The sequence below is a fragment of the Pseudomonas sp. Tof1 genome (assembly GCF_055390395.1).
The window spans coordinates 2,295,194-2,308,443 of the sequence record NZ_AP024344.1; the positions used below are offsets into that span (position 1 = coordinate 2,295,194).

Consider the following 13,250-nt stretch of genomic DNA (forward strand, 5'->3'; position numbering starts at 1 on the left):
CGTTCCCACACAGAGCGTGGGAACGATCGGGGAGTCGGACTCATCCGCGAACAGGCACGTGAGCCTGGTCAGGAACCCGGGAGCCTCCCCCAGGCTTCGAGTCCTACAACGAAAAGAGGCCTCCAGGGCCCGACACATCTTTACAGCGCTTTCTGCCCGGCACTTTTCCATCTCATTGCAGGAGCTTCGAAAATGGTGAATCGTCTACCCGGCAAATCCCTTCTCGCACTGCTCGCGCTTGGCGCGTGCGCCCCCTGGCCCAGGCCGCCGATACCCCGATCCTGAACACCGGCAGTACCGCCTGGATGGTCACGGCGGCGGTCCTGGTGCTGTTCATGTGCCTGCCCGGGCTGGCGCTGTTCTACGGCGGGCTGGTGCGGGCCAAGAACATGCTGTCGCTTTTCACCCAGTGCTTCGGCATTGCCGGCCTGGTCGGCGTGCTGTGGGTGATCTTCGGCTACAGCATGGTGGTCGACACCACCAACATGGTCGAGGGGCAGGTCAGTTTCAACAGCTTCGTCGGTGGCCTGAGCCGGGCGTTTCTCGCCGGCATGACCCCGGACAGCCTGGTCGGCGACATTCCGGAAGGGGTGTTCGTGACCTTCCAGATGACCTTCGCCATCATCACCCCGGCGCTGATCGCCGGTGCGTTCGCCGAACGCATGAAGTTCTCGGCGGCGCTGCTGTTCATGGCCGTCTGGTTCACCCTGGTCTACGCACCGGTGGCGCACATGGTCTGGGGCGGCGCCGGGGCCCTGATGCACAACTGGGGCGTGCTGGACTTCGCCGGCGGCACCGCGGTGCACATCAATGCCGGCGTCGCGGCGCTGGCGGCCTGCCTGATGCTGGGCAAGCGCAAGGGCTATGCCAACGCGCCGATGCCGGCCCACAACCTGAGCCTGACCATGACCGGCGCGGCGATGCTCTGGGTCGGCTGGTTCGGTTTCAACATCGGCTCGGGCGGGGGGCTCAACGGCCTGTCCGGTATCGTCATGCTCAACACCCAGCTGGGGGCCTGTGCCGGCATTCTCGGCTGGATGTTCACCGAGTGGTTCAAGGTCGGCAAGCCGAGTGCCCTGGGCCTGGCCAGCGGCGCCCTGGCCGGCCTGGTGGGCATCACCCCGGCCTGTGCCTATGTCGGCGTCGGCGGCGCCTTGGCGATCGGCCTGCTGTGCGGGGTGTTCTGCTACCTGAGCGTCACCGTGCTGAAGAAACGCCTCGGTTATGACGACAGTCTGGACGTGTTCGGCCTGCACGGCATCGGCGGCATGATCGGTGCGGTGCTCACCGGCGTGTTCTGCGTGCCGTCGTTGGGTGGCCTGGTGGAAGGCGTGACCCTGGGCGGCCAAGTGGTCGCGCAGATCAAGGGCGTGCTGTTCACCACAATATATTGCTTCGTGGTCAGCTGGATCATTCTGAAGGTGGTCAAGCTGCTGGTCGGCCTGCGTGCCGACGAACACGTCGAGGAGATGGGGCTGGACCTGGCCGAGCATAACGAGCGGGCCTACAACCACTGAGTGGGGGGCGGCAGACAGGTTCTGCCGCCCATGTCGGTCTGGATCAGGGGCTTCACTCGCCCCTTGAGGATTGTTGCCTTGCCAAGGGAACAGCCGAGCGGCATCATAGGCCTCAGTATAGGGTAGGGGGGTATGCTATGTCGCACATGAAATCCAACCGGGACGACCTGCTCAAGCGGGTCAGGCGCATCGCCGGCCAGGTCCAGGCCATCGAGCGTGCCCTGGAAGGCGATGCAGAGTGCGCCAAGACCCTGCACCTGGTGGCCGCGACCCGTGGGGCAATCAATGGGCTGCTCGACGAGATCATCGAGGACCACGCCCGCGAGCATGTCGCGCGGGTGGGGCTCACTGACGAAGAGCGGGCGCAGGGGGTTGAAGACCTGCTCGAAGCCATTCGCCGTTACTCGAAGTGAGGTCGCCATGAGCACCACGAACTCTCTGCACAGCCACGACTTCCTCGGCGCCGGCCACGATGACAATGCCCGGCGTACGCTCTGGGTGGTGATCCTCACCGTCGTGATGATGGTCGGTGAGATTGCCGCCGGGTACATCACCGGCTCCATGGCGTTGCTGGCCGACGGTTTTCACATGGCGACCCATGCCGGCGCCCTGGGCATCGCCGCGGCAGCCTACGCGTTCGCGCGCAAGCATGCCGGCAACGCCGCCTACAGCTTCGGCACCGGCAAGGTCGGTGACCTGGGCGGCTTCGCCTCGGCGCTGATTCTCGGCCTGATCTCGCTGGGGATCGGCATCGAATCGCTCATGCGCCTGTTCGAGCCGACCCAGGTCCGCTTCGGCACGGCCACGCTGATCGCGGTCATCGGCCTGGCGGTGAACATCGTCAGCGCGCTGCTGCTGGCGGGCGGCGCCGGCCATGATCACGGCCATGGGCACCGTCACGGGCATGACCCTCATCACGGACACGCCCACGGCGAAGACAACAACCTGCGCTCCGCCTATGTCCACGTGCTGGCGGATGCGGTCACCTCGGTCCTGGCCATCGTCGCGCTGCTGGCCGGCAAATACCTGGGCTGGGTCTGGCTCGACCCGGTCATGGGTATCGTCGGTGCCGTCGTCATCGCGCGCTGGGCCTGGGTACTGATGCAGGACACCGCTTCGGTGCTGCTGGACCGGACCGACGAGCACGTGGCCGAGGAGATCCGCGAGTTGCTCGACCACTCGGGCAAACTCAGGATCACCGACCTGCATGTCTGGCGTGTCGGGCCTGAGGCGCGGGCGGCGATCGTCAGCGTGCAGGGCTCCCCGGAGCTGTCGGCCGAGGATGTGCGCGAGGCCTTGAAGCCGGTCCACGAGGTGACTCACCTCACGGTCGAATACCGGGCTGCCTGATCCATGGCGAAGGACATTGAAAACCCCTGCGTTTCGCTGTGCCAGTTGAACAGCGAAATGTGCGTGAGCTGCGGGCGCACCCGCGAGGAAATCCGCAAATGGCGTGGCATGAAACGCCCGGAAAAGATGGCGACGGTGCAGCGGGCCAGCGCCCGCATGAAAAGCATCAACAAGAAGAAAAACAAGGGCTAGTGGGTCTCCACGGGCAAGTCATCCAATGCCGGTGGGGTGGCCGAATGCCAGGCTGCGCTGCGGATCCGACGGGTTGAGATCATGTGGGAAACGACCGGATACCTCGGCCTCTTCATTTCGGCTTTCGGCGCCGCCACGCTGCTGCCGTTGCAATCGGAAGCCGTTCTGGTCGCGCTGCTCTGGGCCGGGCAGCACCCGGCCCTGGCCCTGCTGTGTGTCGCCACGGTCGGCAATGTCGCCGGTTCGTTGGTGAACTGGGTGCTCGGGCGCTATCTGGAGCATTGGCGGGACAAGGCCTGGTTCCCGGTGTCCGGCCAACGGCTGGAGAGTGTCCAGCGCACCTACCATCGCTATGGCCGGTGGTCACTGTTGCTCAGTTGGGTGCCGGTGATCGGTGACCCGCTGACGGTGGTCGCCGGCCTGATGCGAGAGCCCTTGTGGAGCTTCCTGGCGATCGTCACTTTGGCCAAGGCTGCCCGCTATGGTGTGTTGTACCTGATGACGCTGGGTTGGGCATGAGCGCAGAATCGACGCGCAGTCGACAGACGATCCCTTTCAACCAAGAGAGCACGCAATGATCGATCACCTGGACCACCTGGTACTGACCACTTTCGATGTCGAGGCCTGCAAGGATTTCTACCTTCGCGTGCTGGGCATGAGCCTTGAAACCTTTGGCCAGGGCCGCCTGGCGTTTCGCTTTGGCAACCAGAAGATCAACGTGCATGTGCGCGGCCAGGAGTTCGAGCCCAAGGCGCATCTACCGGTGCCCGGAGCCCTGGATCTGTGCTTCATCGCCAGCCAGGGGCTGGACGCGGTGATCGCGCACCTGCAGGCGCAGCAGTGGCCGATCGTCGAGGGGCCGGTGCAGCGAACCGGCGCGACCGGACCGATCCGTTCGGTTTATGTGCGGGACCCGGACCTGAACCTGATCGAGATTTCCGAGCCTTTGAGTGCCTGAGGGCTGCTGCGGGCGACATGGCCTGATCGCGCGGCACCTGGCCTGGCGCTGACGGCCGCCTGGAAACCTTTCGCGGCCAGTCTTGCACCTTTGCCGGGCAGTTATGGCGATTTCATGGCAGGCTAGGCTGTGTACGAAATTGTTTGAAACGCAGGTTAGGCAAGGCAAAAACCGGCGAGGAACGGCCGGGGTCGCGCCCGACTTTACTGGAGTAAATGAGCATTCCGAGCCGGTTTTTAACGCCGCATAACCAAGTTTCAAACAATTTCGTACATAGCCTAGTGCCGGAATCTTATGCGGGCGCCAACATGAATGACCTGAAGCTGGATCGAATGGACACGAAGATTCTGGGCGTCTTGCGCAAGAACGGCCGGATTTCCCATCAGGAGCTGTCGCTGAAAGTGGGCCTTTCGCCTTCCCAATGCCTGCGCCGGGTGAAACGGCTGGAAGCGGAGGGCGTGATCCTGGGCTATTCGGCGGTCATCGATGAAAACAGGCTCGGCAACGACATCAATGCCTGGGTGATCGTCAAACTGCAGCGCAACAGTCCAGGGGCGAGGGAGCGGGTGGCCCTGCTGCTGAAAAACCGCCCTTGGGTGCGGCTGGCCACCGGCGTCACCGGCGATGTGGATTTCATGATCCGCGTCGTCGCCCCGCGGATGGCCGATTTCTCGAAAATCCTCATCGACGAGCTGAACAACCACCCGGACATCAGCAGCACGCAGTCCTTCATCTGCCTGGATGACCTGGTGGGCGGGCTGACCAGCATGGCCGGCCCGGGCGCCGTGGTGGACAGCGCCCAGGCCTGACGGCGAGGGTCGCTGGTCAGAGCGACGCGTCCAGGGCCTGGATCAACTGCTGCATCTCTTCGGCGGCGGTGTAGTGCACGAAGGATAGGCGCAGCACGCCTTCCTGCGGGTCGACATCCAGCGCCTGCAACAGGCGCACCGCGTAGAAGTGGCCCGCGCCGGCAATGATGCCTCGCGTTGCCAGCCGGGCGGCGATCTCGCGCGGGCTGGCGTTCAGGGTTTGCAGGGAGACGGTGGCGGCCTTGTTCCGTACGTCGCTTGGGCCGAGCAGGCGCACGCGGCAATCCCCGGCGCAGAACTCCAGCAAGGGCGGCAGCAGCGCCGCCTCGGCGCAGCGCAACAGCTGGCGCACGTTGGCGGCGCGCTCGCGGCGGTCGGCGGCGGGGAAGTGATGGGCATGCACCTGGTCGAAGTAGGTGGTGACGCCGCTGGCGGCAGCGACCTGGGCATGGTCGGGGCCGGCGGGGACGAACCACTTTGCCAGGTAGGCCTCGTTGAAGTAGTGCGCCTGGTTGCCGAGCCAGTCCATCAACGGGCGGCGAATGACCATGGCCCCCAGGTGCGGGCCGAAGGTCTTGTACAGCGAAAAGAGATAGATGTCGGCGCCGAGCGCGTCCACGTCCGGGAAACCATGGCCGGCGTAGGAAACCCCATCGATCACCGCCTGGGCACCTGCGGCATGGACGATCTCGCAGATTTCCCGCACCGGGTTGATCTCACCCAGGATATTAGAGCAGTGGGTGAAGGCGACCACCCGGGTGCGCGGGCTCAGCAGCTTCTGCAGTTCGCTCGGGTCGAGGGAGCCGGTGGTGGCGTCGACCTGCCATTCCCGAATGACCATTCCGCGTTTGGCCAGCCGCCGCCAGACGCCGTTGTTGGCTTCGTGGTCCTGGTTGGTGACGATGATTTCGTCTCCCGCCTCGAGCCGATTGGCAAAGGCCTCGGCCAGCACATAGGTGTTCTGCGAGGAGGAGGGGCCCAGGTGCACCTCTTCCGGCGACACCCCGAGATAGGCGGCGATTTCGGCGTGCGAGCGGTCCATCTGCTCGCCACCCTGGCGCGAGGCCGGGTGGGCGCCGTAGGGCTGCATCTTGTGCCGGCGATAGAAACGGTCCAGATGGTCGATCACGGGTTGGCAGGCGTAGGAACCGCCAGCGTTGTCGAAGAACGCCTGGCCTTGCAGGGAGGGTTCGGAAAAGGCCGGGAACTGGCGGCGGATGAACGAAAGATCCAGGGCGGGCATTGGCAAGACTCCTGTTGTGCGCGGGGATTCGATAGGGCATAGCCTAAGGCTTGAGCCGCGCACGAAGTCGGCAAAAGCGGGCGAAAGAACTGGCTCCATGCAGGAATCCTGCATATTCAGCGGTTTGAATACTGCATTTGATTCGTCCGGCTCAACGGATGTGCTGCTATCCGTCTGGCCCAGGCCGCCGAGGCTGATATCTCGGCATCTGACGGGCTCATGGCGTGAGGCGCCCCGGTGGGTCTGGGCAAGCCGGTTCCAATCGGGGCGCCGGGATGGTCTCGTGCCTTTTGGCGGCTGAAAGGTCTCAAGCCCTGAGGGGCATTGCCGTCAGCACGCTGGCCCCGGGCTGGCGTGGAACCGGAGGATGGGACACGAAGCGGGGCGGTTCGAACGACCGGCGAAGATCCCGTGCCGAATGACCGACGATCCCGTCGAACTCGTCCAGGCTCACCCCGCGTTTGCCCGCCTGTTCCAGCCGATAGCGGGTGTCGCGCTCCAGCTTGTCGAGCTGCTGGCGGACACTGTGCGCGAAGATACGGGTGTCGGAAGGGATCGGTTCGAGCGCGTTGAATTCATGGCGTGTGCCATCCGGCAAGCGTGCCTGCACCTCCTCGGGCAGGAATTTCGACAGTGCCGGTGAGGCGGCGACAGACGCCATCAGTTCCTGTCGGGATCCGAACTCCTTGAGTCCCCATCCCGGCAGGCACAGCACGAAGAGACTGCCCTCGTCGCCACTCCCTGGCTGCTCCATCACGAACGGCCCCGGCAACGTCAGGGGAGGGAAGACGTGGTTGCCGCTGCTGGCGCGGACTGAAAGGCCGTGGACCCTGGGCCGCGAGTGCTCGTCGGGGTAGGCCCGTGCAAGGTCGGCCGCGGACGGGTGGTTCGCGATCGCTGCGACCAGCGCCTTGCCCGCCTTGCCGAGGATGCTGTCGTTGTCCTGCTGCCGCGCTTGCAGTGTTATCTGCTGCTTGCGGATGTCTCCCAGGACCTCGTGTGGCGTCCTGCCGTCTTCGCCGGGAGTGATGAAGGCCCGGGTCTGCTGCCTGGCCAGGTCCGTGGCCTGGTTCGATGGCAGTTGCCGGATGAAATGAAGGATATCCTGTGTGCTGGTGAAGCCGGGCAGCAGTGGCTTCCCGTCACCCGCGGCCGTTGTCTCGCCGCGTCGGTAGCTGTTTCCAGGGTTGTAGTACAAGGTGCCGGGAGCGAACGGGTACCGGCCATGCAGGTCGTCGATATCCCGGCCGCTGTAGTGCGCGACGATCAGCTCGGCAACGCTGGGCGAGGCGACCAGCTTGTCTTCCGCTTGCGCGGTATCGGCCAACTGATGAACCTTCAGGTGGATATGGTTGAGGTCCACCGGCCGTGGTGCGTGCGGGAAGTGCTTTTCGAATGCCTGCCGTGCGTCCTGCAGCGGGCTGGGACGTGGTATCTGCGCGAACACCGCATTGGCCTGCTTCAGCGGTTCGGTCAGGACGTCGATCTTCTCCTGCTGTATCAGCGCCGAGGCGGCTGCGGGTGTCGACAGCAGGGCACGGAACGCCGACTGCCCGGCTTGCCCTGGGGGCGACGCCCTCTCGGCGGATCCGGTCCCACCCGGGCCATCGTCCGCCTGCGTCCGATCCGGCTCGCGCACCGAGGGTATGTGCCCTGCCCGTGATTCACTGTTCTGCACCAGCCGGGGGGCCGATGAAATGATGCTACCTACGCTCACATGTCACGCCTGTACGGATTGATCTGAAGAGCATGTCCGTTCGCCGCCGGGGCGGCGTCGTCATGCCGGTCGCTACAGTAGTGGTAGATAGATAGCACCCGCTATCGGACGGGGCCGACGCGGGAAGGAGGACCAGGGGGCCAGGTCGTGTGGGCAGAACAGGGCCTGTGGCCATCAGTGCCCGGGTGGAACCCTTGCATCAGGCCCTATTTCTTGGCCGACACCCCGCCGTCGTCGCTCAATCCAATCGAATCCTTGCCTAATCCTCTGGAGTTGCAGGGTGATGCATAGGAAAGCCCCTGCCTGCGGTCTAGAGTTTGACCGAAGGAGTCCGTTGCCATGAACCAGCCCCAACACTGCCCGGTATCGCCGTTGGCACCGAGTATCGACCGACACATCAGCCAACAAGGGGATTGCCCGACCGCGATCCCCGGCCTCGTGCTGTTTCGACGTGACCAGCCGATACCCCCCTCGGTGTGCATGGTCGAGCCGAGCCTGATCCTGGTCGCACGCGGACAGAAGAGCCTGTGGATCGGCGGCGAGGGCTACGCTTATGACCCATCGCGGTTTCTGGTCACCTCACTGGACCTGCCGGCCAACTCCGAGGTGGTCATGGCCAGCCCGGCACAGCCCTGCGTCGGCGTGGTGCTGAAACTGGACGTGTCCATCCTCGCCGAACTGATCGCCAAGGGCGGCCTGCCGCCGCCGACCCGTGATCGTGGCGCGGGCAAGGGCGTGGGCATCGCGAACATGACCCCGACCCTGGAAATGGCCGTGGGGCGCCTGCTGGCGCTGCTCGATGAGCCGGAGGCGATCCCGGTGCTGGCGCCGCTGGTGCTGCGCGAAATTCACTATCGCCTGCTGCACGGCGAGCAGTCGGCGCGGTTACGACAGATCACCGCCGTCGACGGCCAGGGCTATCGGATCGCCAAGGCCATCGACTGGCTCAAGTTGAACTTCGCCATGCCCCTGCGTATCGATGAACTGGCGGCCCGGGTGCAGATGAGCGCGCCGACCTTTCATCACCATTTCCGCCAGCTCACCAGCATGAGCCCGCTGCAGTTCCAGAAGTGGCTGCGCCTCAACGAAGCGCGGCGGCTGATGCTCAATGAACGCCTGGACGTGTCGCGGGCGGCGTTCGCGGTGGGCTACGAGAGTCCTTCGCAATTCAGTCGTGAATACGCTCGGCTCTTCGGTGCCGCGCCCAGTCACGACATTGCGGCATTGCGAGGCCAGGCCTCCGAAATCTCGCCCACCGGCGAGGCGGTCCCGGCCTATTGAACGCTTCAGGGTACGCGGCCGTTGGGCGTACCGATCGGTGGGGCGCCGGCCGGCGCCTCACCGCCTATAACGAAGAAACATCAACCGATGATGAGCGGGTGAGCCATGGAACTACGAATCAACCAGAAGACCTATCAGGTCGATGCCGACGCCGACACGCCGCTGCTGTGGGTGATCCGCGATGACCTGGGCATGACCGGCACCAAGTACGGCTGTGGCCTGGCCCAGTGCGGCGCCTGCTCGGTGCTGGTGGACGGCAATGTGGTGCGGGCCTGCGTCACCCCGGTGGCCGGCGTGGTCGGCCGGGAGGTGACCACCATCGAGGCGATCGAGGCCGATGACGTGGGCAAGCGCGTGGTGGCCGCCTGGGTCGAGCACCAGGTCGCCCAGTGTGGCTACTGCCAGTCCGGACAGGTCATGGCCGCCACCGCGTTGCTCAAGCAGAACCCCAAGCCCAGCGATGCGCAGATCGAGGCCGCGATGGTCAACCTGTGCCGTTGCGGCACCTACAACGCCATCCATAGCGCCGTGCACGAGTTGGCTACGCAGAAGGGAGAAGCCTGATGAACAGTCGTATCGAGGGGGCCGAAGAGGTCCTCAGCCAACTGTCGGCCGACCCGGTCAACCTGTCCCGGCGCCGCTTCCTGATTGGCACGGCGGTGGGCTCCCTGGTCCTCGGTTTCGGCCTGCCACTGGGCTCGGCGCGGGTGCAGGCCGCTACGGCGGCGGTCGAGCGCGGCACCCAGGTGCCGGCGTTCCTGGAGATTCGTCCGGACAACAGCGTGCGCCTGCTGTGCCCCTTCATGGAAGGCGGGCAGGGCACCTACACCGCCATGGCGCAGATCGTCGGCGAGGAACTGGACGCCGATCCGGCGACCTTCGTGGTCGACAGCGCGCCGCCCGGCGAGGCCTATGTGGTCATGGACAACGGCATGCGTATCACCGGCGGCAGCATGTCGGTGCGCATGAGCTACCCGACCATGCGCCGCCTGGGCGCCCTGGCCCGGGCGATGTTGCTGCAGGCCGCTGCGCAGCAGCTCGGCGTGCCGGTGACGGAGCTGTCGACCGAGCCGGGCAAGGTGCTGCATGCAGCCTCCGGTCGTTCGCTCGCCTATGGCGAACTGGCGGAACGCGCCATGGACCTGCCGGTACCGGACCCGGGCAGCGTCAAGCTGCGTGACCCCAGCCAGTTCCGCTGGATCGGCAAGCCGGTCAAGCGCGTCGATGCCTACGACAAGTCCACGGGACGTGCGCTCTACAGCATCGATCTTAAGGTCGACGGCATGCTCCACGCCGCGGTGCAGCACGCGCCACGCCTGGGCATGAGCGTCGGCAGCCTGCGCAACGAAGAACAGGTCAAGGCCATGAAGGGCGTGCATTCGGTGCATCAGTTGCCGGGCGCGGTGGCGGTGGTCGCCGAGCGCTGGTGGCACGCCAAGCGGGCGGTGGAAGCCCTCCAGGTCGACTGGAAGGAGGCGGCCGCCGATTCACCGCTGCGGGTGATGCCGGCGGACTTTTCCAGCGAAGCCTACGTGCAGCGCCTGGCCAACGAACAGGGGCCAGCCCGTGATGCCGAGAACGAAGGCGATGTCGCCAAGGTATTGGCTGGCGCCAAGCATGTCGTCGAGGCCAGCTACCACAACCAGTACCTCAACCATGCCCAGCTGGAGCCGCCTTCGGCCCTGGCGCGGTTCAATGCCGACGGTTCGCTGGAGGTCTGGTTGCCCAACCAGGCCCCGGACATGTTCCGCAACGACATCGCCAAGCTCACCGGCCTCGACGCTTCGCGCATCACCCTGCATTCGCCACTGCTGGGCGGTTTCTTCGGCCGGCATTTCCTCTATGGCTCGGCCAACCCCTATCCCCAGGCGATTGCCCTGGCGAAGGCGGTCGGACGTCCGATCAAGCTGATCTGGAGCCGCGAGGAAGAGTTCCTGCGCGATGTGCTGCGGCCGATCGCGGCGGTGCGGTTCCGCGGTGCGCTGGACGACAACGGCTTCCCCGTCGCCATCGAGGCGATCAGCGCGACCGAAGGGCCGACCGAGGCCCTGGCCGGCAAGCAGGGCGACAAGGTCGACCCCACCGCCGTCGAAGGGCTGGCGGGCAAGTCCTATGCGATCGCCAACAAGCGTATCGCGCAGATCTACGTCAAGGGCCCGGCCATGCTCGGCTACTGGCGCTCGGTGGGCAACTCGCTCAACGACTTCTTCTACGAGGCGTTCCTCGACGAGTTGGCGGACAAGGGCGGCAAGGACCCCTTCGAACTGCGCCTGCACCTGCTGCGCGATAACCCGCGGCTGACCACGCTGCTCAACGCGGTGGGCGAGCTGTCCGGCGGCTGGAAGCGCGGTCCGTTCACCGCCGAGGATGGCAGCAGGCGCGCCCGCGGTGTCGCCATGGCCTCGCCGTTCGGCACCCAGACGGCGGTGATCGCCGAGGTCTCGATCGACAACGGGCAGGTCAAGGTGCATGACATCTGGCAGGCCATCGACCCGGGCAACATCGTCAACCCGGCCATCGTCGAGGCGCAGGTCAACGGCGCCGTGGCGCTGGGGCTGTCGCAGACGCTGGTCGAGGAAGCGGTGTGGCTCGACGGCAAGCCCAGGGCACGCAACTACGACCTGTACCCGATCCTGCCGCCTTCGCGCATGGCCCGGGTGCACGTCCGGGTGGTCGAGAGCGGGGAGAAGATGGGCGGCATTGGCGAGCCGCCATTGCCGGCGGTGGCGCCCGCCGTGGCCAACGCGGTGGCGAGGTTGACGGGGCAGCGCATCCGTAGCCTGCCGTTGAGCCGCTACACCTTCACCTGACCTGCGCGGAGCCTTCATGAACAACAGTCGATTCGCAAGAACCGCTGCCTGGCTGGCTGTGCCGTGCCTGGTCGCGGCAGGCCTGCTGGCCTGGTACGTCACCCGCGAGCCTGCCTCGCCCCTGGAACACCAGCCACTGGCCGTGGCCGACATCGACCCGGCGCTGGTCAGCCGCGGCGAGTATGTCGCCCGCCTTGGCGACTGCGTGGCCTGCCACAGCGTGCCGGGTGGTGCGCCGTTCGCCGGCGGCCTGGAAATGGCCACCCCGCTGGGGGCGATCCATGCCACCAACGTCACCCCTGACCGGGACACCGGCATCGGCAACTACAGCCTGGCGGACTTCGACCGCGCCGTACGCCACGGCGTCGCGCCCGGCGGTCGGCGCCTGTACCCGGCGATGCCCTATCCGTCCTACGCCAAGCTCAGCGATGACGATGTGCGTGCGCTGTACGCGTTCTTCATGAAGGGCGTGGCACCGGTGCAGCAGGCCAATGCCGAGAGCTCGATTCCCTGGCCTTTGAACCTGCGCTGGCCGATCGCCCTGTGGAACGCGGTGTTTACCGACTCAGCCCCCTACAGCGACAAACCGGCCCAGGACCCGCTGTGGAACCGCGGTGCCTACATTGTCCAGGGGGCCGGTCACTGCGGCAGTTGCCACACGCCACGGGGCCTGGCCTTCAACGAGAAGGCCCTGGACGAGTCCGGCGCGCCGTTCCTCGCCGGCGCCTTGCTCGATGGCTGGTACGCGCCGAGCCTGCGTGCCGATCACAACACCGGCCTGGGCCGCTGGAGCGAACCGGAGATCGTGCAGTTCCTCAAGACCGGTCGCAACCGGCACGCGGTGGTGTTCGGCTCGATGACCGAGGCGTTCAACAACTCCACGCAGTTCATGAGCGATGACGACCTGGCGGCGATCGCCCGTTACCTCCACTCGCTGCCCGGCGACCGCCAGCGCGATGGCGAGCCCTGGCAGTACCAGGCGACCTCGGCAGCGGCGTCCCCACAGAAACCGGGGGCCCAGACCTACGTGACCCGCTGCGCGTCCTGCCACGGCCTGGACGGCAAGGGCCAGCCCGAGTCGATGCCGCCGCTGGCCGGCGCGACATCCGTGTTGGCCGCCGAGAGTGCCTCGGCGATCAACATCACCCTCAACGGTTCGCAACGGGTGGTCGCCGCCGGGGTGCCGGACGCCTACCGCATGCCGGCGTTCCGCGAGCAACTGTCGGACCAGCAGATCGCCGAGGTGCTGAGCTTCGTGCGCAGCACCTGGGGCAACCAGGCCGGGGCGGTGGATGCGCAGGCGGTGGGCAAGCTGCGCGGGCACACCGATCCGGCCAGCAGCAGCCCGATCATTCTGCACATGCGCTGAAGGA

Annotated in this window: 12 protein-coding genes and 1 pseudogene; 11 read left to right on the forward strand and 2 right to left on the reverse strand. The window is 66.0% G+C overall.

What is annotated here, in order from left to right; translation table 11 throughout:
* Window positions 1–192 precede the first annotated feature (192 nt).
* The 7 genes and pseudogenes from ACZ5KU_RS10600 (at window position 193) to ACZ5KU_RS10630 (ending at window position 4,826) form a co-directional block, all read left to right on the forward strand.
* Window positions 193–1,517, forward strand: a pseudogene (locus ACZ5KU_RS10600) (ammonium transporter).
* A 137-nt stretch (window positions 1,518–1,654) separates the two neighbouring features.
* Window positions 1,655–1,930 (forward strand): metal/formaldehyde-sensitive transcriptional repressor, encoded by a 276-nt coding sequence (locus ACZ5KU_RS10605; protein WP_054058041.1) that lies wholly within the window; start codon window positions 1,655–1,657, stop codon window positions 1,928–1,930.
* A 7-nt stretch (window positions 1,931–1,937) separates the two neighbouring features.
* Window positions 1,938–2,867 (forward strand): CDF family Co(II)/Ni(II) efflux transporter DmeF, encoded by a 930-nt coding sequence (dmeF, locus tag ACZ5KU_RS10610; RefSeq protein WP_054058040.1) that lies wholly within the window; start codon window positions 1,938–1,940, stop codon window positions 2,865–2,867.
* Between the two features lie 3 nt (window positions 2,868–2,870).
* Entirely contained in the window at window positions 2,871–3,059 is a 189-nt protein-coding gene (locus ACZ5KU_RS10615) for a DUF1289 domain-containing protein (protein ID WP_054058039.1), read from the forward strand.
* 81 nt (window positions 3,060–3,140) lie between these two features.
* On the forward strand, window positions 3,141–3,578 hold the full coding sequence (locus ACZ5KU_RS10620; RefSeq protein WP_054058038.1) for a YqaA family protein: 438 nt from the start codon (window positions 3,141–3,143) through the stop codon (window positions 3,576–3,578).
* Window positions 3,579–3,633: 55 nt separating this feature from the next.
* Entirely contained in the window at window positions 3,634–4,017 is a 384-nt protein-coding gene (locus tag ACZ5KU_RS10625; RefSeq protein WP_054058037.1) for a VOC family protein, read from the forward strand.
* Between the two features lie 215 nt (window positions 4,018–4,232).
* Entirely contained in the window at window positions 4,233–4,826 is a 594-nt protein-coding gene (locus ACZ5KU_RS10630; RefSeq protein ID WP_416772673.1) for an Lrp/AsnC family transcriptional regulator, read from the forward strand.
* Window positions 4,827–4,842: 16 nt separating this feature from the next.
* Here ACZ5KU_RS10630 and ACZ5KU_RS10635 read toward each other — a convergent pair whose 3' ends face one another.
* Together ACZ5KU_RS10635 and ACZ5KU_RS10640 are read right to left on the reverse strand one after the other, a co-directional pair.
* A complete protein-coding gene (locus ACZ5KU_RS10635; protein ID WP_464737111.1) occupies window positions 4,843–6,069 on the reverse strand; it encodes an aminotransferase class V-fold PLP-dependent enzyme in 1,227 nt (408 codons plus the stop codon).
* A gap of 307 nt (window positions 6,070–6,376) precedes the next feature.
* Entirely contained in the window at window positions 6,377–7,786 is a 1,410-nt protein-coding gene (locus ACZ5KU_RS10640) for a hypothetical protein (RefSeq protein ID WP_464737112.1), read from the reverse strand.
* A 339-nt stretch (window positions 7,787–8,125) separates the two neighbouring features.
* Here ACZ5KU_RS10640 and ACZ5KU_RS10645 point away from each other — a divergent pair, with 339 nt between their 5' ends.
* From ACZ5KU_RS10645 to ACZ5KU_RS10660, 4 genes are all read left to right on the forward strand, one after another.
* Window positions 8,126–9,067, forward strand: a complete 942-nt coding sequence (locus ACZ5KU_RS10645) for an AraC family transcriptional regulator (RefSeq protein WP_464737113.1) — start codon at window positions 8,126–8,128, stop codon at window positions 9,065–9,067.
* A gap of 105 nt (window positions 9,068–9,172) precedes the next feature.
* Window positions 9,173–9,631, forward strand: coding sequence for a (2Fe-2S)-binding protein (locus tag ACZ5KU_RS10650; protein ID WP_464737114.1), 459 nt, complete (start codon window positions 9,173–9,175; stop codon window positions 9,629–9,631).
* Window positions 9,631–11,877: a xanthine dehydrogenase family protein molybdopterin-binding subunit gene (locus ACZ5KU_RS10655; protein ID WP_464737115.1), complete on the forward strand. Its 2,247-nt coding sequence runs from the start codon at window positions 9,631–9,633 to the stop codon at window positions 11,875–11,877. Before ACZ5KU_RS10650 ends, ACZ5KU_RS10655 begins: the two co-directional genes overlap by 1 nt.
* Before the next feature lie 16 nt (window positions 11,878–11,893).
* A complete protein-coding gene (locus ACZ5KU_RS10660) occupies window positions 11,894–13,246 on the forward strand; it encodes a c-type cytochrome (RefSeq protein WP_273820656.1) in 1,353 nt (450 codons plus the stop codon).
* Window positions 13,247–13,250: the final 4 nt, after the last annotated feature.